Annotated in this window: 19 protein-coding genes; 9 read left to right on the forward strand and 10 right to left on the reverse strand. The window is 74.0% G+C overall.

Annotation, left to right across the window (positions count from 1 at the left end; all coding sequences use genetic code 11):
- The first annotated feature begins 4 nt into the window (after window positions 1–4).
- The gene (locus ACCP09_RS14635; RefSeq protein WP_027929275.1) at window positions 5–256 is read left to right on the forward strand and encodes an acyl carrier protein; all 252 of its coding nucleotides are present in this window, start codon (window positions 5–7) and stop codon (window positions 254–256) included.
- 10 nt (window positions 257–266) lie between these two features.
- Window positions 267–1,652 (forward strand): acyl-CoA carboxylase subunit beta, encoded by a 1,386-nt coding sequence (locus ACCP09_RS14640; protein ID WP_433746883.1) that lies wholly within the window; start codon window positions 267–269, stop codon window positions 1,650–1,652.
- A gap of 40 nt (window positions 1,653–1,692) precedes the next feature.
- Here ACCP09_RS14640 and ACCP09_RS14645 read toward each other — a convergent pair whose 3' ends face one another.
- Window positions 1,693–2,583: an AfsR/SARP family transcriptional regulator gene (locus ACCP09_RS14645; RefSeq protein WP_063630380.1), complete on the reverse strand. Its 891-nt coding sequence runs from the start codon at window positions 2,581–2,583 to the stop codon at window positions 1,693–1,695.
- A gap of 454 nt (window positions 2,584–3,037) precedes the next feature.
- Here ACCP09_RS14645 and ACCP09_RS14650 point away from each other — a divergent pair, with 454 nt between their 5' ends.
- Together ACCP09_RS14650 and ACCP09_RS14655 are read left to right on the forward strand one after the other, a co-directional pair.
- Window positions 3,038–4,639 carry an FAD-binding oxidoreductase gene (locus tag ACCP09_RS14650; RefSeq protein WP_433746887.1) on the forward strand — a complete coding sequence of 534 codons (1,602 nt, stop codon included), beginning with the start codon at window positions 3,038–3,040 and terminating at the stop codon, window positions 4,637–4,639.
- 34 nt (window positions 4,640–4,673) lie between these two features.
- Window positions 4,674–5,030, forward strand: coding sequence for a TspO/MBR family protein (locus tag ACCP09_RS14655; protein ID WP_433746890.1), 357 nt, complete (start codon window positions 4,674–4,676; stop codon window positions 5,028–5,030).
- Between the two features lie 28 nt (window positions 5,031–5,058).
- Here ACCP09_RS14655 and ACCP09_RS14660 read toward each other — a convergent pair whose 3' ends face one another.
- From ACCP09_RS14660 to ACCP09_RS14675, 4 genes are read right to left on the reverse strand one after another with little or no spacing between them, the layout of a single operon-like run.
- Window positions 5,059–6,762 carry an L-lactate permease gene (locus tag ACCP09_RS14660; protein ID WP_433746892.1) on the reverse strand — a complete coding sequence of 568 codons (1,704 nt, stop codon included), beginning with the start codon at window positions 6,760–6,762 and terminating at the stop codon, window positions 5,059–5,061.
- An 8-nt stretch (window positions 6,763–6,770) separates the two neighbouring features.
- Window positions 6,771–8,096, reverse strand: coding sequence for a (Fe-S)-binding protein (locus ACCP09_RS14665; RefSeq protein WP_433746895.1), 1,326 nt, complete (start codon window positions 8,094–8,096; stop codon window positions 6,771–6,773).
- Window position 8,097: 1 nt separating this feature from the next.
- A complete protein-coding gene (locus ACCP09_RS14670; protein ID WP_433746898.1) occupies window positions 8,098–9,354 on the reverse strand; it encodes an FAD-binding oxidoreductase in 1,257 nt (418 codons plus the stop codon).
- Window positions 9,354–10,841 (reverse strand): FAD-linked oxidase C-terminal domain-containing protein, encoded by a 1,488-nt coding sequence (locus ACCP09_RS14675; protein WP_231960875.1) that lies wholly within the window; start codon window positions 10,839–10,841, stop codon window positions 9,354–9,356. The genes ACCP09_RS14670 and ACCP09_RS14675 overlap by 1 nt, the downstream gene beginning before the upstream one ends.
- Before the next feature lie 135 nt (window positions 10,842–10,976).
- On the opposite strand from ACCP09_RS14675, the gene ACCP09_RS14680 reads away from it, so the two are divergent.
- The 5 genes from ACCP09_RS14680 (at window position 10,977) to ACCP09_RS14700 (ending at window position 15,946) form a co-directional block, all read left to right on the forward strand.
- Window positions 10,977–11,525 carry a Chromate resistance protein ChrB gene (locus ACCP09_RS14680; RefSeq protein WP_027929282.1) on the forward strand — a complete coding sequence of 183 codons (549 nt, stop codon included), beginning with the start codon at window positions 10,977–10,979 and terminating at the stop codon, window positions 11,523–11,525.
- Window positions 11,526–11,535: 10 nt separating this feature from the next.
- Entirely contained in the window at window positions 11,536–12,129 is a 594-nt protein-coding gene (locus ACCP09_RS14685) for a phosphatase PAP2 family protein (RefSeq protein ID WP_433746903.1), read from the forward strand.
- Window positions 12,126–13,292, forward strand: coding sequence for an MFS transporter (locus ACCP09_RS14690; RefSeq protein ID WP_433746906.1), 1,167 nt, complete (start codon window positions 12,126–12,128; stop codon window positions 13,290–13,292). The genes ACCP09_RS14685 and ACCP09_RS14690 overlap by 4 nt, the downstream gene beginning before the upstream one ends.
- A complete protein-coding gene (locus tag ACCP09_RS14695) occupies window positions 13,289–14,779 on the forward strand; it encodes a N,N-dimethylformamidase beta subunit family domain-containing protein (RefSeq protein WP_433746909.1) in 1,491 nt (496 codons plus the stop codon). The genes ACCP09_RS14690 and ACCP09_RS14695 overlap by 4 nt, the downstream gene beginning before the upstream one ends.
- A gap of 99 nt (window positions 14,780–14,878) precedes the next feature.
- On the forward strand, window positions 14,879–15,946 hold the full coding sequence (locus tag ACCP09_RS14700; protein WP_433746911.1) for an alpha/beta hydrolase: 1,068 nt from the start codon (window positions 14,879–14,881) through the stop codon (window positions 15,944–15,946).
- 3 nt (window positions 15,947–15,949) lie between these two features.
- Here the strand turns inward: ACCP09_RS14700 and ACCP09_RS14705 are convergent, their stop codons facing one another.
- Genes ACCP09_RS14705 through ACCP09_RS14725 form a run of 5 tightly spaced genes read right to left on the reverse strand, consistent with a single transcriptional unit; the run spans window position 15,950 to window position 21,131 of the window.
- Window positions 15,950–17,077 carry an alpha/beta hydrolase gene (locus ACCP09_RS14705; RefSeq protein ID WP_433746914.1) on the reverse strand — a complete coding sequence of 376 codons (1,128 nt, stop codon included), beginning with the start codon at window positions 17,075–17,077 and terminating at the stop codon, window positions 15,950–15,952.
- Window positions 17,074–17,733 (reverse strand): response regulator transcription factor, encoded by a 660-nt coding sequence (locus tag ACCP09_RS14710; RefSeq protein ID WP_027929288.1) that lies wholly within the window; start codon window positions 17,731–17,733, stop codon window positions 17,074–17,076. The genes ACCP09_RS14705 and ACCP09_RS14710 overlap by 4 nt, the downstream gene beginning before the upstream one ends.
- On the reverse strand, window positions 17,733–19,133 hold the full coding sequence (locus ACCP09_RS14715) for a sensor histidine kinase (protein WP_433746917.1): 1,401 nt from the start codon (window positions 19,131–19,133) through the stop codon (window positions 17,733–17,735). The genes ACCP09_RS14710 and ACCP09_RS14715 overlap by 1 nt, the downstream gene beginning before the upstream one ends.
- 23 nt (window positions 19,134–19,156) lie before the next feature.
- Window positions 19,157–19,867, reverse strand: coding sequence for a type 1 glutamine amidotransferase (locus ACCP09_RS14720; protein ID WP_433746920.1), 711 nt, complete (start codon window positions 19,865–19,867; stop codon window positions 19,157–19,159).
- Window positions 19,860–21,131: a MurT ligase domain-containing protein gene (locus ACCP09_RS14725; protein ID WP_433746923.1), complete on the reverse strand. Its 1,272-nt coding sequence runs from the start codon at window positions 21,129–21,131 to the stop codon at window positions 19,860–19,862. The genes ACCP09_RS14720 and ACCP09_RS14725 overlap by 8 nt, the downstream gene beginning before the upstream one ends.
- Window positions 21,132–21,136 lie beyond the last annotated feature (5 nt).

Raw genomic sequence — 21,136 nt, forward strand, 5'->3', positions numbered from 1 at the left:
CACCATGAGCACATTGACCATCGCCGCCCTGAAGGACATCCTGCGCTCCGCCGCGGGCGAGGACGACGGCGTCGACCTCGACGCCGAGATCCTCGACACCCCCTTCACCGAGCTGGGTTACGACTCACTCGCGCTGCTGGAGACCGCCGCCCGCATCGCCCGCGAGTACGGCGTGAGCCTCAGCGACGACGACGTCGACCAGATCGAAACGCCGCGTGAGCTGCTCGACCGCGTCAACGCGGCGGCGCGCGCGTGAGGCCGCGGCGATGACGGCCGTCGCGGGAACGGAACAGGACGCCCGCGCCCCGCTGGCGCGGATCGGGGCCCTCGCCGACCCGGGCACCGTCGTGCCCCGGGGCGACCGGGACGGCGGGGTGTGGGCCATCGCCCAGCTCCGCGGCGTGGTGTGCGCGGTCTTCGCGCTCGACCCGCGGGTCAGCGCCGGGGCGATGTCGGCGGGCAACTGCGACATCATCGTCGCCGCCTACGAGCACGCGCTGGAGGCCGGGCTGCCCGTGGTCGGGCTGTGGCACTCCGGTGGCGCCCGGCTGCAGGACGGCATCGGCAGCCTGCACGCGGTGTCGCGCGTGTTCGCGGCGATGACGCGGGCCTCGGGCCGGATCCCGCAGGTCTCCGTCGTGCTCGGCGCCGCCGCGGGCGGGGCCGCCTACGGGCCCGCGCTCACCGACGTGGTGATCATGGCGCCGGAGGCGCGCGTGTTCATCACCGGGCCCGGGATCATCCGGGAGGTCACCGGCGAGGAGATCGACGCGGACAGCCTCGGCGGGCCGGGGCAGCACGGGCGGACCAGCGGCGTCACCCACGTCGTCGCGCGATCCGAACCCGACGCGCTGGCGCGGGCCGCGGCGATCGTGGAACTGCTGGCCGCGCCAGGGCGGATCGACCCCGCCCGGGTACCCGACCGGCTCTTCGCCCACCTGCTGCCGGAACGGGCCAGGCGGGCCTACGACGTGCACCCGGTGGTCGAGGCCCTGCTCGACGGGCCGCCGGAGGAGCTGCACGCCGGCTGGGCGCGCAACATCGTCACCGCGCTGGGCAGGCTGGGCGGCGCGACCGTCGGCGTGGTGGCCAGCAACCCGATCCGCAAAGGCGGGTGCCTGGATTCGCAGTCGGCGGAGAAGGCGGCCCGGTTCGTGCGCATGTGCGACGCGTTCGGCATCCCGCTGGTCGTGCTCGTGGATGTGCCCGGCTACCTGCCCGGCGTCAAGGAGGAGTGGGGTGGCGTGGTGCGGCGCGGGGCGAAGCTGCTGCACGCGTTCGCCGAGGCGACCGTTCCGCGGGTGAGCGTGATCCTGCGCAAGGCCTATGGCGGCGCCTACATCGCCATGAACTGCCGCGGGCTCGGTGCGGACCACGTGATCGCGTGGCCGGGCGCGGAGGTGGCCGTCATGGGTGCGACCGCCGCGGTCCGGTTGCTGCGACGGCGTGAGCTGGCGGCGGCACAGGACCGGGCGGCACTCGAGGAACGGCTGGTGGCTGAGCACGAGCGGGAGACCGGCGGGGTGCGCGCCGCGGTCGAGCTGGGTGTGGTCGACGAGGTCGTGGAACCGGACCGGACCCGCGGCGCGGTCGCGCGGGCGCTGCACGAGCGCGGCCCGGCGCGCGGCGTCCACGGCAACATCCCGTTGTGAGCGGTGTGCCGCCCCGGAGGCCCGGGGCGGCACACCGTGGTCAGGCCGACGATCCTTCGAGGCACCGGGCGAAGCCGGGCGCCAGATCGGCCAGTTCGCCCCGTCGTTCGGCGAGCAGATCCAGCGACAGCACCGATTCGGGCCATTCCACCGACGCGTCGAGCCGGGCGTCGCACGTCAGCACGGCCTGGTGCAGCTGCTGCATGCGGGCCGAGGGTTCCAGGCCCAGCTCCGTGTTGAGGACGGACCGCAGCCGCGCGATGACCTGCAGGGCCTGCGCCTGGCGGCCGCACCGGTAGAGCGCCAGCACCAGCTGCGCGTGGAAGTTCTCGTGGGTGGGATGCGCCGCGACGAGCGCGGTCAGCTCCGCGAGCACCTCGTGGTGCGTGCCGAGCCGCAGGTCCGCCTCGATGCGTTGCTCGAGCGCGCCCAGCCGCCGCTCCTCCAGGCCCGCGACCCAGGCCCGCAGCCGGGGCCCGAGCGCGACATCGGCGAGTGGTTCACCGTGCCAGACCGACAGCGCCCGGCGGAAGAACAGGGCGGCGCAGCCGTCGTCGCGCCGGGCGAGCGCCGCGCGGCCCTGGGCGGCGAAGGAGTTGAACTCGTCGACGTCGAGCTGGCCGGGCGCCACCCGCAACAGGTAACCGCGCGATCGCGTCCGCAGGACGTCCTTGGCGCACGGTGCTGACCCGACCGACGGCAGGGATGCGAGCAAACGGCGCAGCTGCAGGACGTAGGTCTGCAGCGTCGACGCCGCGCTGGAGGGCGGGTTGTCCTCCCACAGCTCGGCGATGCACGATTCGATCGACACCACCGTGTTCGCGTTGAGCAGCAGGAAAGCCAGCAGCTGCCGCTGCTTGGGCGCCGTGGGTGTGAACGCCTCGCCGTGGTCGTTGACCGCCAGCGGGCCGAGTACCTCGTAACTCATCATTTCTCAGACCCCCCATTTCCGAGAACCGTACCGAGTGTCAGCCGCGATCTTTTTCTCCACATCGTTTCGTACAAGGAAACCTCTCTGCGCGTCGTGGATTCTTCCCGCGGTCCCGTCGACGACCTACCCCTGGATCGAACCGTCGTCGGGTGAGCCCGTGATCGAGTGGACACCGGATCGTCGAGTGGCGTTCGCCTCCTCGGGTTGTTAATGGAAAACCCTTGAGATTCTAGCGTTCGGGAGTCACCGACCGAATGGACCGGAGGATTCCGTTCACCCACTGGGCTGTGAACTAGATCACGGTGACAGTCTGCTGGTGATCAGCTATCCGACTCGAACCTGATTTCGAACAAGCTGCGCCGAAACAGTGCTGTAACGCCAGTGGAACTCCAGCCGCTCTCCAGGGGGTCGGCGCATTGTCTCGAGGATGTTCAGGGAGAAAGGGAGTCGATCGATGGGCACAGTGACGCGACGGGGTTTCGTGGCGGGATCGGCCGCGATCGGTCTGGGGGCCGTCGCCGGCGTGGGCGGCGCGGCCACCGCGGCCGACGCTGCGACCGGTTTCGGTCCGGTCACCGTCCGGCCGTCCGATCCGCGGTACGCCAGCCTGACCGGCGGGTACAACTACCGGTTCCTCGGCAGCCCCGACTACTACCGGCTGGCCGGTTCGGCGACTCAGATCGAGCAGGCCGTCGGGGAGGCTCTGCGCGCGGGCCGGCGTCTCGCGGTGCGCTCGGGCGGGCACTGCCTCGAGGGATTCGTCAACAACCCCGGCGTCGACGCGGTGATCGACCTCGCCGAGTACAACGGCGTGTACTTCGACGCCGCCCGCAACGCCTTCGCCGTCGAGGCGGGGGCGACGCTCGGGCAGGTGTACGACACGCTCTACCGCGGGTGGGGCGTGACCGTGCCGGGCGGGGTGTGCCCGCAGGTTGGCGTGGGTGGGCACATCAGCGGTGGCGGTTACGGCGCCCTGTCCCGGTTGTTCGGACTCGTGGTGGACCATCTCGCGGCGGTCGAAGTGGTGGTCGTCGGCTCCGACGGCACGCCGCGCACCGTCCTGGCCACCTCCGATTCCGCCGACCCGCGGCACGAGCTGTGGTGGGCCCACACCGGCGGTGGCGGCGGGAACTTCGGCGTCGTCACCCGGTACTGGCTGCGCTCGCCCGGGGCGAGCGGCACCGATCCGGCCGCACTGCTGCCCAAGCCGCCGGCCACGATCCTGTTCAGCCAGCTCAGCTGGCCGTGGAGCGCGCTGACCGAGACGTCTTTCACCCGGCTCGTCGGCAACTTCAACCGCTGGCACGAAGCCAACAGCGCGCCCGGCTCACCGTACGCGTCGTTGTTCGCGACCCTGTGGCTCAACCACGTCAAGACCGGCAACCCCGCGCTGACCGTCCAGCTCGACGGCACCCGCTCCGACGCCCAGAGGCTGCTGGCCGCCTTCGTCGCGGCGATCACCGACGGCGTCGGGGTCACACCTGTTTCCAGCACCGGTGCGCTGCCGTGGCTGCTCGCCAAGAACCGGCTGGGGTTCGCGGACTTCGGCGCCGGGGTGGGCAAGCGGGTCAAGAACAAGTCGTCGTACCTGCGCCGGGGTTTCGACACCGGTCAGCTCGCGGCGATCCACTCCCACCTGACCAGGACCGACTACGCCGGCACGTCGGCGTCGATCCTGCTGGCCAGCTACGGCGGCGCGATCAACGCCGTGGCCCCCACGGCGACCGCGATCCCGCAGCGGGACTCGATCATCAAGGCGCAGTACTCGGTGTCCTGGAGCGATCCGGCGGAGGACTCCGTCCACATCGGATGGGTGCGCGAGCTCTACGAGGACCTCTTCGCGGCCACCGGCGGGGCCCCGGTGAGCGGCGACGTGAGCGACGGTGCCTACATCAACTACCCCGACGTCGACCTCGCCGATCCGGACCGCAACACCTCCGGGGTGCCCTGGTACACGCTCTACTACAAGGACAACTACGCGCGGCTGCAGGCGGTGAAGCGAACCTGGGACCCGCTGGACGTGTTCAACCACGACCTCTCGGTGCGGCCGTCCTGATCATCGCGCGTGATGCCACCGGATCGGGATCGCGGTGACCGGCTGGGCGCCACCGGCGGGAGCGTCCGGACCGGTCTGGACCACGCTGTACGCCGCGATCGGTGTCGCCGGGTGGCGGCTGTGGACTCGGCGCGCGGGCGCGACGGTGCTGGGCCTGCACGCCGGCCAGCTCACGTTGAACGCCTCGTGGCCGCCGGCGTTTTTCACGCTGCGGAAGAAGAAACTCTCCCTGGCGGTCATCGCGGCGCTCGACGCCGCGGTCGCGGCGGAGATCGCGGCCGCGGCACGCCGGGACCACGCTGCGGCGGGTTTGCTCGCCCCGTACCTGGCGTGGAGCCTCTACGCGACGGCACTCACCGTCGCGGTGAGCGATCCCGGCGGCGCGTCCTGACGCGCGTCCGTCGTCTCGCGGTCGTCGCTCAGGGCACCATCCACCCGAGCACCGCCGTGGACTGGAGGTACACCAGAAGGCACATGACCGCGACGAACACGAGGCTCCAGACCAGCACCCGCCGGAACAGGTCGCCCTCGCGACCGGTCATCCCGACCGCCGCGGCCGCGATCGCGAGGTTCTGCGGGCTGATCATCTTGCCGAGCACGCCACCGGAGGAGTTCGCCGCGGCCAGCAGCGTCGCCGACAGGCCGGCCTTGTTGGCCGCGACCACCTGCAGCGCCCCGAACAGCGAGTTCGACGAGGTGTCCGAGCCGGTCACGGCGACGCCCAGCCAGCCGAGGATCGGCGAGATCAGCGCGAAGACCCCGCCGGCACCGGCCATCCAGGTGCCCAGCGTAGCGGTCTGGCCGCTGGCGTTCATGACGTAGGCCAGGGCGAGCACGGCCATCACGGTGACGATCGCCGTCGCCAGCTGGCGGTAGGTGGCCAGGTAGGCGCGCAGGGCGCGGGCCGGCCGGATGCCGATCACCGGGATGGTGAGCAACCCCGCGATGATCAGCAGAGTGCCCGCGGCGTCCAGCCAGTCGAACTTGAACTGCGACAGCGTCGAGGGCTTCCCGCTGCTGGACTGGATGTGCAGGCCCGGCCAGTTGAACGTCTTCGTCACGCTCGTCAGGGCGTCCTTGATCGCCGGGATCTGCGCGAGCGCGAACACCGCGATGATGATCAGGTACGGCGCGTAGGCGCGGAAGACTTCGGCCCCGCTGTCCCGCTCACCGCCGTTTCCCGCTCCGCCGGCCGGCGGCCGCGCTGGGCGCTCCATGGTGGTGGTGGATCCGCCGGCCCGCTCGGTGCCGGCCGCGCCGGCCGCGCCGGCGGTGGTCGTGCGCACCCCGGTGCCCTCCACATAGGACTCGGCGGGGTGCCACACCCGCAGGAACAGCACCATCGCGCCGGCGGAGAGCAGGGCGGCGACGATGTCGGTGAGCGGCGCGCCGACGTAGTTCGAGGTGGCGAACTGGGCGAGCGCGAACACCACGCCGCACACGAGCGCGGCCGGCCAGGTCTGCCGCAGGCCACGCCTGCCGTCGATGATGAACACCAGCGCGAGCGGCACGAACACGCCGAGCACCGGGGTCTGGCGCCCGACCATCGAGGACAGGTCGTGCAAGGGCAGGCCGGTCACGGTCGCCAGCGTGGTGATCGGCACGGCCAGTGCCCCGAAGGCCACCGGCGCGGTGTTGGCGACCAGGGCGACGGCGGCGGCCTTGATCGGCCGGAATCCCAGCGCGATGAGCATGACGCTGGTGATCGCCACCGGCGTGCCGAACCCGGCCAGCGCCTCCAGCAGAGCACCGAAGGAGAACGCGATGATGACGCCCTGGAGCCGCTGGTCGTCGCTGACGCGCGCGAACGAGCGGCGCAGCACGTCGAAGTGCCCGGTCGCCACCGTCATGTTGTAGATCCAGATCGCGTTGATCACGATCCACAGGATCGGGAAGAACCCGAACGCCGCACCCTCGGACGCGGCGAGGAACGCGGGCCCGGCGGGCATCGGGTAGACCACGATGGCGACCACCAGGGCGACCGCCAGTGAGATCAGCGCGGCCAGCCACGCGGTCATGCGCAGGATTCCGAGCAGCACGAACAGGGTGAGCAGCGGGATCGCCGCGACGAGCGACGACCACGCGAGCGACCCGGCGACCGGGTCGAGAACCTGGCGGTACATCGATCACCTCACGGATGTGGAGCGTGCCGGCGCGAACGCGCCCACCCGACCCCGTCGGCCGGGAGTCCCCGGATCGAGGCGTCCAGCACCTCGATCGTGTGGGCGAGCCGCACGGGCTCGCCGAGAGCGTCGAGCGCGGCGGCCACCTGCATCAGGCACCCGGGGTTGGCGGTGACCAGCATCGGCGCACCGGTGGCCAGCACGTTGCGCGCCTTGCGCTCGCCGAGGTCGCCCCCGGCTTCCGGGTTGAGGATGTTGTAGATCCCCGCGGAACCGCAGCAGATCTCGGGTTCGGGGATCTCGCGCAGCGTCAGGCCGGGGATGTCGCGCAGCAGGCGGCGCGGCTGCGACCGGATGCCCTGGGCGTGGGCGAGGTGGCAGGCGTCGTGGTAGGCGATGGTGACCGGGAGGGGGTGCCGCCGTGCCACCGTCCCCTGCTCGGCGAGCAGTTCGGACACGTCCCGCACGCGGGCGCTGAACTCGCGCGCTCGCTGCGCGTGGTTGGGGTCGTCGGCGAGGAGGTCGCCGTACTCCTTCATGGCCGATCCGCACCCGGCGGCGTTGACCGCGATCCAGTCGGCGCCGGACCCGTCGAAGACGTCGATCAGCTTGCGTGCGAAGGACTGTGCCTCGTCCTCGCGGCCGTTGTGGACGCTGAGCGCACCGCAGCAGCCCTGGACGGCGGGCGCGACGACGTCGAATCCCTCGGCGGCGAGCACGCGCGCGGTGGCCGCGTTGACGCCGGGGAAGAACTCGCGCTGCACGCACCCGAGCAACATGCCCACGGTGCCGCGGCGCGTGCCGCGCGCGCGGATCCGTTCCGGGACGCGCTGGAACCGTCCCAGTGGAGGCGCGAGCGATTCCAGCGCGGCCAGTCGGGGGAAGGCGCGGCCAAGCACGCGGCGGACCGGGCCGCCGAGGCCGCTGGCCTGGTAGGCGCGCAACGGCTCGCGCAGGGCGTGCAGCCGCCGCGGGTAGGGGAAGACGCTGAAGATCGCGCGTCGCAGCAGGCGGTCGCGGCGCGAGCGCGGGTGACGGCGCTCGACCTGGGCGCGGGTCGCTTCGATCAGCTTGTCGTACCGGACGCCGGAGGGGCAGGCGGTCACGCACGCCATGCAGCCGAGGCAGGCGTCGAAGTGCTGCACCATCTCCGGTGTCATCGGCTCGCCCTCGACGCCCAGGCCCATCAGGTAGATCCGGCCGCGCGGCGAGTCCATCTCCTCGCCCCACAGCTGGTAGGTCGGGCAGGTGGGCAGGCAGAACCCGCAGTGCACGCAGTCGTCCAGGAGATCGGCCGAGGGCGGGTGGTGGTCGTCGAACGCGGGCCCGGTCATCTCAGATCCCTCCTGCGAACCGTCCGGGGGCCATCAGCCGAGCCGGGTCGAACTGGTCCTTGACGCGCCGCATCAGGGTGAGCCCGCGGACCGGTCCCCACACGTCCAGCGCGGTCTTGACCCGCGGTGGCGCGTCCAGCACGACGACGTCCCCGCTCCACGACGGCGACAGCTCGCGCAACCGCGCGACGAACGCGGGAACCGCGCCGGGGTCCGCGGGGATCCCGGCGTGCAGGACGCCGACCCCGGCCGAGCCGCGCACCGCCGCGCGCAGGCCGCACCGCCGCGCGGTGTCGTCGACGGCGTCGAGCAGCCGGGGCAGCCCGGCGATCTCGTGGGTGAGCCGCAGGGCCACCTCGCCGGCCGTCCACGGTGCGTGGCACCACCACGCCGGGGGCTGGTCGGCGGCCGTGGCGTCACCACCGAGCAGGTCGAGCAGGGTGCGCACGCGGCCGTCGACGCCCTCGGGGATGCCTTCGACGAGGACCGCCAGCGCGGCGGGGTGGCTGGCGGGGCGGTCGAGTTCCAGCGCGCTCGCGACGACCTGGGAGTGCACCACGCGCTGGACCTTGTCGTGCGCGTCGGCCGCGGACGCGACGCCGACGACGACCCACCGCGCCGCCCGCGGCAGCGGGTGCAGGCGGAACACGGCCTCGGTGACCAGCCCGAGCGTTCCCCACGAGCCGGTGAGCAGCTTGCCGAGGTCGTACCCGGCCACGTTCTTGACGACCTTCCCGCCGGCCTTGGCGACCGTCCCGTCGGCGCGCACGAGGGTGATGCCGATGAGCAGGTCGCGGACCGCGCCGTGGGACAGCCGCAGCGGGCCGGTGGCGGCGGTCGCGATCACCCCGCCCGCGGTGCCCGGCCCGGCGCCCGGTGGCAGCACCGGCGAGATGCCCAGCCGCTGCCCGGCCGGCGCGAGGTGTTCCTGCACCGCGTCGAGCCGCGCCCCGGCCTGGACGTGCACGACGAGGTCGCCCGCGCGGTGCTCGACGATCCGGTCCATCCGCCGGGTGTCGAGGACGAGGTCGGCGCGGTCGGGCGGGCGGCCCCAGGTCAGCTTCGTGCCGGTGCCGCGCGGCACGACCGCGAGCCCGTGCTGCGCGGCGATCCGCATCACGGCTGCGGCCTCGTCCGTGGTGGACGGTGCGGCGACCAGGCGGGCGGGCACCCCGTCGACGTGGTCGGCCTCCCCGGCGGGCCACGCGGCGGCGGTCGCCGACAGTTCGCCGAGCACCACGTCCCCGGCCGCGCGCATCAGAACACCTCGGCGATTCCCGCGTCCTGCAACGGGTGCGCACCCTTGTGCCGTCCCGGCACCTCGCCGCACAGCCGGGGGGTGGGGAAGACCTTGCCGGGGTTGGCCAGCCCGTCCGGGTCGAACGCGCACCGCAGCAGCTGCATCGTGTCGAGGTCGGCCTCGGTGAACATGCGGGGCATGAACTTCGCCTTGTCCGAGCCGACGCCGTGCTCGCCGGTGATCGAGCCGCCGTGCTCGATGCACAGGTCCAGGATCGCGCCGGAGACCTCCTCGGCGCGCTCGGCCTCGCCGGGCACCGAGTCGTCGAACAGCACCAGCGGGTGCAGGTTCCCGTCGCCGGCGTGGAAGACGTTGGCGACCCGGATCCCGGTGTCCCGCGACAGCTCCGCGATGCGGTGCAGGACCTCGGCCAGCACGGTCCGCGGGATGACGCCGTCCTGGACGATGTAGTCCGGGCTGATCCGCCCGACGGCCGCGAACGCCGACTTGCGGCCCCGCCAGAAGCTCGCGCGCTCCGCGTCGTCGGCGGCGATGCGGATCTCGAACGCACCGTGCGCCCGGCAGTGGCGCTCGACCTCGGCGAACTGCGCGTCCACCTCCGCCGCGGGCCCGTCCAGCTCCACGATCAGGACCGCGCCCGCCCCGGCCGGGTACCCGCAGCGCACCGCGGCCTCGGCGGCCTCGATCGCGAGCGCGTCCATCATCTCCATCGCGGCGGGCACCACGCCGGCGCCGATGACGGCCGAGGTCGCGGCGCCTGCGTCGTCGGTGCCCGGGAAGCCGGCCAGCAGCGTCCGCACGGCCTCGGGGAGCCGGACCAGCCGCACGGTCACCTCGGTGACCACCCCGAGCGTTCCTTCCGAGCCGACGATCGCGCCGAGCAGGTCGTACCCCGTCGCGTCGGGCGCCTTGCCGCCGAGCCGCACGACCTCCCCGTCCGGGGCGACGAACTCCGCGCCGGTCACGTGGTTGGTGGTGAACCCGTACTTCAGGCAGTGCGCGCCGCCGGAGTTCTCGGCGAGGTTGCCGCCGATGGAACAGATCTGCTGGCTGGAGGGATCGGGTGCGTAGTAGTAGCCGTCGGCCCCGGCCGCCCTGGTGATGTCGAGGTTGATCACCCCGGGTTCGACGACGGCGCGCTGGTTCGCCGGATCGATCTCGACGATGCGGCGCAACCGGGAGGTGACGATCAGGACGCCGTCGGCGTGCGGGAGGGCGCCGCCGGACAGCCCGGTGCCGGAACCGCGCGCGACGAACGGGACGCCGGCCTCGGCGCAGGCCCGCACGGTCGTCACGACCCCGGTCGCGTCGGCGGGCAGGACCACGAGGGCGGGGGTGACCTTGTAGTGGGCGAGCCCGTCGCATTCGTAGGTGCGCAGCCGCTGGTGGTCGTCGATCACCGCGTCCGGGCCCAGAGCCGTGCGCAACCGCCTGGCCAGCCCGGTGATCGCGGACCGGCGGGCCGGTGCCTCGTCGATTGTCATGCGCGCCCTCCGTGCTGGCTTGCAACGGGTGTGGACGGGCCGATCGACTCGCGGGGACGTCGATGTCCTGGTGAAACCGTAGGATCCGGCTCCGGCGCCGTCAAACCGTGTGTAACAGGTGCTACATTGCTGTCTGTGACAGATGTGAAGCCGGTCCGCTGGCTGGTGCTGGTGGTGCGTGTCCCCGCCTCGCCGTCGCGGCACCGGGTGGCCGTGTGGCGGGAGTTGCGGCGGGTCGGCGCGTTGTCGCTGGGCCAGGGCACGTGGGCGGTCCCCGACGTGCCGGGGTTCGCCGACGGCGTGTCGCGCGTGCGCGAACTGGCCGGGCGCGGCGGCGGCGAGGTGGTCGTCCTCGACGCCGCCGGGCGCGCCGAGGAGGACGGCGCGCGCCTGGAGGCGCTGTTCACGGCCGACCGGGAGGAGGAGTGGGCGGAGTTCCTGGCCGACTGCGGCAAGTTCGAGGCCGAGATCGACAAGGAGATCGCCCACCGCAAGTTCACGATGGCCGAGCTCGAGGAGGAGGAGCAGAGCCTGGAGCGGCTGCGCCGGTGGCACCGGGACCTCAAGGCGCGCGATGTGTTCGGGGCCCCTCGTGCCGCGGAAGCCGCCGAGCGGCTGGAGCGGTGCACGGCGCGGCTGGCGGACTACACGGAGCAGGTCTTCGAGGCGTTGCACCAGATGTGAGGAGGTGGCGGTGAACACCCAGCTCTTCCTCTGGGTCAATGACTTCGCCCGTGGCACGCCCTGGCTGCACGCGGTCGTGGCGGGGTATGCGGCCTACGGGCTGGTCGTGTTCGCGGCGCTGATGGTGGCGGGCTGGTGGTCGGCCCGCGGGCAGGCGGCCGTGCCGCCGATGGCCGCCGCGATCTGGACCCCGCTGGGCATGCTCGCCGCGCTCGGCGTGAACCAGCCGGTCGCCGACCTGGTCGGCGAGGCCCGGCCCTACGCGGCGATGCCGGGTGTTCTCGTGCTGGCGCACCGCAGTACCGACCCGTCCTTCCCGAGCGACCACGCCGTGATGGCGGGCGCGGTGACCGCAGGACTGTTCCTGGTGCGCCGGAGCCTCGGCGTGATCGCCGCGGTGGCCGCGGTCGTGATGGCCTTCTCGCGGGTGTACATCGCCGCGCACTACCCCGGGGACGTGCTCGCCGGGCTCGTCCTGGGCGCGGTGGTGAGCCTGGCCGGCTACCTGGTGGTGCGGCGGCCGCTGGAGTGGCTGCTCCGCCTGGCCGAGCGCTCCCCGCTGCGGCCGCTGCTGACGACCGCCCCGCAGAAGGGCTCGGCATGACCGGAACCGGCACCACCACCCACCGGCGCGCGTTGCGGCCCCTGTATGCGGCCGGGTTCGTCACCGCCTTCGGCGCGCACAGCATCGCCGCCGGGCTGGGCGCCTACACCCACGGCCAGCACGCCTCCCTGCTCACGCTCGGGCTGCTGCTCGCCGTCTACGACGGGGCGGAGGTCGTGCTGAAACCCGTGTTCGGGTCGCTGGCCGACCGCATCGGGCCGCGCCCGGTGCTGCTGGGTGGGTTGCTGGCGTTCGCGGTCGCGTCCGCCGCGTTCGTGGTGGCGGGCAACCCGGCGCTGGTCGGGCTGACGCGCCTGGGACAGGGCGCCGCCGCCGCGGCGTTCTCGCCCGCGGCCGGGGCCTTGGTCGCCCGGCTCTCCCCGGCGAAGCGGCAGGGGCGGGCGTTCGGGGGTTACGGCGCGTGGAAGGGCCTCGGCTACACGCTCGGACCGGTGCTGGGCGGCGCGCTGATCACCGTCGGCGGGTTCACGCTGCTGTTCGCCGTTCTCGCGGGGCTGGCGGTGCTGGCCGCGCTGTGGGCGGCGTTGGCCGTCCCGGCGGTGCCGCCGTTGCCCCGCGCCCGCCAGACGGTGCTCGACCTGGCCCGCCGGCTGGGACAGGCGAACTTCCTCCGTCCCACGGCGACCCTCGCCGCGGCGACCGGGGCGTTGGCCGTCGGCGTCGGGTTCCTCCCCGTGACCGGCGCGGCCGCCGGGCTCGGGCCGCTGGCGACCGGGGCGGCGGTCTCGGTGCTGGCGGTGTGCTCCTCGCTGGTCCAGCCCTGGGCCGGACGCGCCCGCGACGCGGGCCGGCTGCGAGCGGGCACGGGCATGGCCCTCGGGCTCGCCGCGGCCGCGGCGGGGCTCGCGGTCGCGGCGCTGGTGCCCGGGATCGGCGGGGTCCTCGGCGCGGCGGTGGCCGTCGGCGCCGGGGTCGGTCTCGCCACCCCGCTCGGGTTCGCCCACCTGGCCGCGACGACGCCCCCGGAACGCCTCGGCCAGACCATGGGCGCCGCCGAGGTCGGCCGCGAACTCGGCGACGCCGGGGCTCCGCTGCTGGTGGGCGCGGTGGCCGTGACGTCGTCGCTGGACGCCGGGCTGGTCACGCTGGCCGCGGTGATGGCGGTCGCCGCCGTGGCGACCGGTCTGGAGCGGCGGTCGTGAAGCCCGGCCGGCTCGCCTGCGCCCTCGCCGCGCTGGCGCTGCTCGTGCCGGCCTGCACCGCACCCACGCCTGCGCCGCCAGTCGCGCCCACACCCGCGCCGCCCGCTCCGGGAGCCGAGCGGGGCACGCCGGGCTGGGAGATCACCCATCCCGGTCCGGAGCACGCGATCGAGGGCTACGCCGACCGCACGAGTGCGCTGCCCGGGGACACCGTGCGGTTGTTCGTGAGCACCACGGCCGCGCGGTTCACCGTGACCGCGTTCCGCATGGGCGCCTACGCCGGCTCGGACGCGCTCCGCGTGTGGCAGTCCACCCCGGTGCCGGGCCGTGTGCAGGCTCCGGCTGTGGTGCAGGCGCCGACGAGCACGGTGGTGGCGCCGTGGCAGCCGTCGCTGGAGGTGCCGACGCGGGGCTGGGCGCCGGGGGACTACCTGCTCCGCCTGGACGGCGACAACCAGGCCCAGCAGTACGTCCCGCTCACCGTGCGCACCCCGTCCAACGCCGGCCGGATCGTCCTCGTCAACGCCGTCACGACCTGGCAGGCCTACAACCGCTGGGGCGGCTACAGCCTCTACGACTCCCCGGGCGGCCGGAAGGCGCAACGGTCCCGCGCCGTCTCGTTCGACCGGCCCTACCAGGCGCGGGACATGCGGGGCGCGGGCGATTTCCTGTACTTCGAGCTGCCGATGGTGCGGTTCGCCGAGAGCCTGGGGCTGCCGCTGGGCTACGCGACCGACGTGGACCTGCACGCCGATCCGCACCTGCTCGACGGCGCCCGCGCCGTGATCACCCTGGGCCACGACGAGTACTGGTCGAGCGCGATGCGCGCGAACGTCACCGCGGCCCGCGACCGCGGCGTGAACCTGGCGTTCCTGGGCGGCAACGAGATCTACCGGCACATCCGGTTCGCGCCGTCGGCCACCGGCCCGGACCGCGTCGAGATCGACTACAAGTCGTTCGGCGAGGATCCGGCCCGGCTGACCGATCCGCTGGAGGCCACCACGGAGTGGCGCTCGCCGCCGTACCCGAGGCCGGAAAGCGTGCTGCTCGGCAACTTCTACCAGTGCAACCCGGTGCACGCCGACCTGGTGGCCGCCGCCGAGCAGAACTGGCTGCTGGCCGGCATCGTCCACACCGGACAGCACCTGCGCGGTCTGGTGGGCGATGAGTACGAGCGGGTGGACCTCGCGGTGCCGACGCCACGCCCGATCGAGGTCCTGTTCCACTCGCCGGTGACGTGCGGCGGGAAACCGGACTTCGCGGACACGACGTACTACACAACCACCTCCGGGGCGGCCGTGTTCTCCGCCGGCACCCAGTACTGGATCTGCGGCCTCGACCCGGGCTGCCCGCAGTCCGGCGGCGACGCGGCCGCGGGCGCGGCCATCCGCGCGATCACGGAACGGCTGTTGCGGGCCTACGCCGCCGGCCCCACGGGAGCCGCGCACCCGGCGGCCGACAACCTGGCCGCCCTCGGCATCCACTAGGCCGGCGCCGGTCCGGTGGCGGGCGGCTGAGAGGACGCTGAGCGCGGGGACTTCGTGATCCCGTGCGCCGCGGCGGTGCGCGGCCTAGATTGGCGCCTCGTGACCGTTCTCGCGGAGACGCCGCTGACCGGCTGGTGGCCGGTCCGCGTCTTGCTGCTGGTCGCGCTCGTGGGCGCCGGACTGCTCGCCTGGTGGCTGCGGCGGCGCTGGGCGCGCGTCACCCTGGCCGCCGTCGCGTTCCTGCTGGCCGTCGTGAACGTGCTCGCCGTGGTCAACGCCTCCTACGGCTACTACCTCACGGTGGGGCAGGTGATCGGGCTGCCCGGGCGGGACGCCGCGTCACTGCGGCAGCTCGGGCAGTCCGGCGTGCCCGGTTCGGGGAGGCTCGTCACGATCACGATCCCCGGACCGGCGTCGCATTTCGACACGCGCCCGGCCCAGGTGTACCTCCCGCCCGCGTGGTTCGCGCGTCCCCGCCCGAAGCTGCCCGTCGTGGTGCTGCTCCACGGCACGCCCGGGGCGCCGGGGGACTGGACCGGCGGCGGCGACGCGACGACCACTCTGGACAGCTGGGCCGCCGGCCACGGTGGCAGGGCGCCGATCGTGGTGATGCCCGACATCAACGGGGAGTTCGACGCCGACAGCGAGTGCGTCGACGGCCCGGCCGGGCGGGCCGAGACCTACCTGGCCCGGGACGTGCCCGCGTTCGTCACCAGCCGGTTCTTCGCCCAGCCGCCGGGCGCGCACTGGGCGGTCGCCGGGCTGTCCGAAGGCGGCTCGTGCGCGCTCACGCTCGCCTTGCGGCACCCGGAGACCTTCGCCGCCTTCGCCGACTTCAGCGGCCTGGCCGGGCCCCGCTCCGGGGACGGCAACGACCTCGGCGACACGGTCCCCGCGCTGTTCGGCGGCTCCACAGTGGACTTCGAGGCGCACGAACCGGCGTGGCTGCTGGCCCACCGGCGCTACCCCGGGCTCGGCGGGTGGTTCGAGGTCGGTGACGCCGACGACGACCCGCTCGCCGCCGCCCGCACCCTGGAGCCGGCGGCCGCCCGGGCGGGGATCACGACGCGGCTGGTGGTGGTGCCCGGCGGCGGGCACGACTTCGTCCTGTGGCGCCAGGCCTTCGCGGACGCGCTGCCGTGGCTGGTGTCCCGGCTGGGCGGCTGATCCTCAGCCGGCGCGGAAGGTGTCGCCGGCGAACACCAGCAGGTACGGCAGGGTCGCCCGCGCCGTCCGCCAGGTGTGGCTCAGGCCGGGTTCGACGTGCACGACGGCCCGCTGCCCGTCGGCGGTGAGCTGGCCGGCGAGGTGCCGGGCCCGGTCCAGGTCGCCACCGTCGTGCGACCCGGCGGCCAGGAACACCGCGACCGGATCGGGGAAGGCCATGCCGGGCAGGTAGTCGCGTGGCGTGTTCCGCTCGATCGCCGCGCGGTCGCCGTGGAACTCGGCCCGGATGTCGCCGGGTGTGTCGTAGGGCAGGGTCAGCAGCAGCACCCCGAACTCGCCGGTGTGATGCAGGCCGGTGTTCAGCGCGGCGAACGCGCCGCCGGACATGCCGCCCAGTGCGCGGTCCGCGCGGTCCCGGATCGTGCGGTAGCGGCTGTCGACGGCGGGCACCACGACACCGGCCAGGTAGGTCTCCAGCCGCGGACCGCCCGGGACGTCCAGCCCTTCCCAGTCGCGCTCGGGCTGCCCGGCGGTCAGGTCGACGCTCACGACGATCATCGGCGGGATCGCGGCATCCCGGTACAGCCGGTCCAGCGCGCCGGGTGCGTCGCCCGCGGTCAGCCAGTCCTGCGCGGACCCGAACGGGTACCCGTGCACGAGGTAGACCACCGGGTACGACCGCCCCGAGTTCGCGTATCCCGGCGGCAGCAGCACGTACGTCCGGCCGCTGGGGATGCCGTCGGCCGGGTCGGCGAGGTCGAACGAGTCGAGCAGGGGAGCGCTCTGGCCGGCGGGGACGGCCCGGCCGCCGGCCGCCGAGCTGCCGCCGCCGTCGTCGAGCAGCCGGCCAAGGGCGCGGCCGGGCGCGCCGCCGCGATCGAGGAGCACTGCCAGGTCGTGCCCGGTGCGGATGTACCCGACGTAGGTGTTGAGCCCGGTCAGGCCCGCCAGCAGCGCGCAGCACACCGCCGCGATCCCGGCCCGGCGGCGCGCCCGGCGCGACCGGACGGCGAGGCCGGCCAGGACGAGTGCCGCCGCCGCGAAACCGAGCCAGATCAGCGGCGACTCCAGCGGCCCCGTGGCGCGGCAGTAGCGGGCCACGTCGGCCGGGACGACCACATCGGTGGTCACGGCGCCGACATCCGGTAGCCGACACCCCGCAGAGTGTGGATAAGGTCCGGTCCGAGTTTGCGGCGCAGGTAGCCGATGTAGACCTCGACGATGTTCTCGTCGCCGTCGTAGTGGGCGTCCCACACATGGGTGAGGATTTCCCGTTTGCTCAGCGCCTCCCCGCGCCGCCGCAGCAGGAACTCCAGCAGCCCGAACTCGCGCGCGGTCAGCTCGACCTCCCGGTCCCCGCGGTGCACGGTCCGGGCCGCCGGGTCCAGCCGCAGGTCGCCCAGGGTGAGCACGGCAGGCCGTTCCGGCGCGCCGCGCCGCAGCAGGGCCCGCAACCGGGCGAGCAGGACGACGTAGGAGAACGGCTTGGTGAGGTAGTCGTCGGCGCCGAGGTCGAACGCGTCGGCCTCGTCGTACTCGCCGTCCTTCGCGGTCAGCACCAGCACCGGCGTCCAGATCTCGTTCTGCCGCAGGCGCTTGAGGACCTCGTACCCGGACATCCCGGGCAGCATGAGGTCCAGGACGATGACGTCGAAGCGCTGCTCCCGCGCCAGCCACAGCCCGTCCGGCCCGCTGTGCGCGACCTCGGCCGAGAACCCCTCCGCGGTCAGCCCTTTGCGGAGGGTCTCGGCGAACGCCCGCTCGTCCTCGACGACCAGTACGCGCATCAGGGTTGCCTCCTTCGTGGCAGCCGGAGGCGGAACTCGGCGCCAGGGTAGGCCGGATCGGTGCTGTCCACGCACTCCGCGCAGCCGCCGTGCCGGCCGGCGATCCCCGCCACGATGGCCAGCCCGAGCCCGGCCGATCCGCCGCTGCCGGGAGCGCCGTGGTGCCGGGCGTCGTCGCGCCGCACGAACCGCTCGAAGATCCGCTCCCGATCCCGCTCGGGCACGCCGGGCCCGTCATCGCTGACCAAGACCACGGCGGTGTCGCCGTCGGTGGCGGTGCGCACCCTGATCCGGCCGGCCGCGTGCTCGCACGCGTTGTCGACGAGGTTGCGCACCGCGCGGCGCAACTGGGCGGCGTTGCCGGTGACCTTCACCGGTTCGGTGCGGATCTCCACGCGCACACCGGCGGTGGCGCGGGCCCGTTCGGCCTCGGCGCGGGCGAGGTCGTCCAGGTCGACCTCGCCGGAGGGCGGGTTGTCCGTCGCGTCGTCGGTGCGCGCCAGCAGCAACAGGTCGTCCACCAGTTCGCGCAGCCGGCTGGTCTCCCGCGACACCACGGTGACCAGCTCGTCCTTGCTCATCGCGGCGGGGTGGTGCTCGGCGACCTCGAGCGCGGTGGCCATGGTGTTGACCGGGGACCGCAGCTCGTGGCTGGCGTCGGCGACGAACCTGCGCTGTGCTCCCTGGGCGGAGGCCAGCCGGTCCAGCATCGAGTTCAGTGTCACCGCGAGCCGGTGCACCTCGTCGCGGCCGGGCGGCAGCTCCACCCGGCGTTCCAGGTCCCGGGTGGTGATCTCGGAGACCGTGCGGCGCATCCGCTCCACCGGGCGCAACGCCGAGCCCACCGCGCGGTGCACGGTGAACGCCGAGATCGCCAGCAACGGCAGCGCCGCCGCGGCGAAGAGCAACGACAGGCGCGTCAGCGCCTCGGTCACCGGCGCCAGCGAGCGCGCCGACACCACGGTGTAGGGGCCGCCGGGACCGGCCACCCCGGTCGACACGAGCCGGTAGTCCTCGCCGGTCCCGTTCACCGTCACGCTCACGGTCTCCACGATCTCGTGCCCCGGCGCCGGCCGCACCGGCGTCAGGGGCGGCAGCCCGGCCAGCGCCGGGTCCGCCGTGACCACCCGCCCCTGCGCGTCGAGGACCTGCAGCACCGAGGCCGAATCCCCGCTGCCCGCGACGTCGGCGCCGGTCAGGTCACGGGTCCCTTCCCGCGCGATCTCGTGCACGACCTGGTGTCCCGCGCTGCGGGCGTCCTCGGTCGTGGACTTCTCCAGGGACCAGCCCAGCAGCAGCACGACTCCGGCTCCCGCCACCACGATCGCCGCGGCGACGACGGCCACCGCCACCACCGTGGTCCGGGTGCGGACACCGAGACGGGACAGGAGGTGCGCCATGCCAGCAGGGTAGGGAAAGCCGGTCACCACCGCGCCCCGCCACGGGCGGCGCGCAGCCGTTCCCGCCGCAGCTCGTCCACCTCGGGCAGCGGCAGGTCCGCCGGCGGCGAACCGGTCACCCAGCCGATGAGCAGATCGGCCAGCGCGGGATTGCGCGCCAGGGCCGGGCCGTGCAGGTAGGTCGCGAGGACGTGACCGGTGACCGCGCCGTCGGTGCCGTCCCCGTTCCCGGTCCCCGTGCGCACCCGGCCCAGTGGCCGGCTGCCGGGGCCCACCGTCGTGACCCCGAGGTGGTTCTCGAACCCGGTCAGCGGTCCCGCGGGGGTGTCCACGACGATCTCGCCGACCGCGCGCCGCTTCCCCGGGCCGGTCACCACGTCGAGCAGGCCGAGCCCGTCGTGGCGGCGGCCGTCGCCGGTGCGGAACGACGTGCCCAGCACCTGCAGCCCGGCGCAGACCGCGAACACCACCGCACCCCGCGCGGCCGCTCGCCGCAGGCCCGCGTGCTCGCGCAGATGGTCGGCCGCCAGCTCCTGCCCCTCGTCCTCCCCGCCGCCGAGCAGGTACACGTCGAGGCTGTCCGGCACCGGGTCGCCGTAGTGGATCTCCACGACGTCGGCCGGCACGCCGCGCCACCGCATGCGCTGGCGCAGGACCACCGCGTTGCCCGAATCGCCGTAGGTGCCCAGCACGTCCGGCAGGACGAGCCCGATCCGCACCGCCGAGTCAGCCATCGGCGCTCCGCGGTGCCAGTTGCCGGAAGGCGGTGTAGTTCGCGACCAGCTCGACCGGGCCGGGATCGAGCGCGGCCACGCCGCGCACCGGGTCGGGACACCGGAGGTGCGCCACACCGGCGTAGGTCAGGCGCACCGCCAGGTCCGCCGCGCGTTCCCCGGCCACCACCACCGGGCGGCCGCGCAACCGCTCGAACGGCACGTCCCACAGCCACGACAGGTCGCGCCCGTCCGCCTCGCGCCCGTTGACGGCGATGACGACCGGCGCCCGGTCGTCCAGCAGCGGCAGGGTTTCGCGCCACCCGGCGGGGTTTTTCGCGAGCAGCAGCCGCACCGGGTGCCCGCCGAGGACGGTGCGCCGGTACCGCCCCGCGACCTCGGTGATCGTGGCCAGGCGGGCACCGGCCGCGCCGAGATCCACGCCCAGCAGCGCGGCCGCCGCGACGGCCATGACCGCGTTCGACGCGTTGGCCCGGCCCGGCAGCCGGAGCTCCAGCGGAACCGTCCGGCCCCCGGCGTCCACGGCCCGGTCGCCGGCGAGCACCCAGTCCGGGCGCGGCCGCGCGAGCCCGCACCGGCAGCGCCAGGCGGGACCGTCGTGGTGGATCGGCCGTCCGCACCGTCCACACGCGAGCGCGTCCGCGGTCCAGCAACCGCCCGTGCTCACCCAGACCGGCCGGGCCGAGGCCGTCGCGGCGGAGGTGGCCAGCGGGTCGTCGCAGTTGGCCACCACGGCGGTGCCCGGCAGCGCCCCGATGGCCTCCCGCAGGCCGCGCTCGACCGTCCGCACCTCGCCGACGCGGTCGAGCTGGTCGCGGCTGAGGTTGAGCAGCACCAGGCACGCCGGCCGCAGCCGCTGCGCCACCTCGGCCACGTAGTTCTCGTCGACCTCCAGGACCGCGAGCGGCGCGTCCGGACGGTCCACCAGGGCCGTGATCACCCCGTCCGGCATGTTCGCGCCGTCGCGGTTCGCCGCGACCGCGCCCAGCGGCTCCAGGATGCGGGTCAGCATCGACGCGGTGGTGGTCTTGCCGTTCGTGCCGGTCACCAGGACGACGGTGCGGTGACGGCCGAGATGGCGCAGCACGTCCGGGTCCACCGCGGCGGCGATCCGGCCGCCGACGACTCCGCCCGCTCCCAGCCCGAGGCGGCGGGATCCGCCGGCTGCCGTCCGTCCGAGTGCGACCGCCACCCGGGCGCGCCGGGGCAGTCGGGGCGCGGTCCGGGCTCGCCGTTCGTCCAGGACCGGGGAACCCAGGGGCACGGGCG

It is taken from the genome of Amycolatopsis sp. 3B14, assembly GCF_050958625.1.
In the GTDB taxonomy this organism is placed as follows: Bacteria; Actinomycetota; Actinomycetes; order Mycobacteriales; family Pseudonocardiaceae; genus Amycolatopsis_E; species Amycolatopsis_E thermoflava.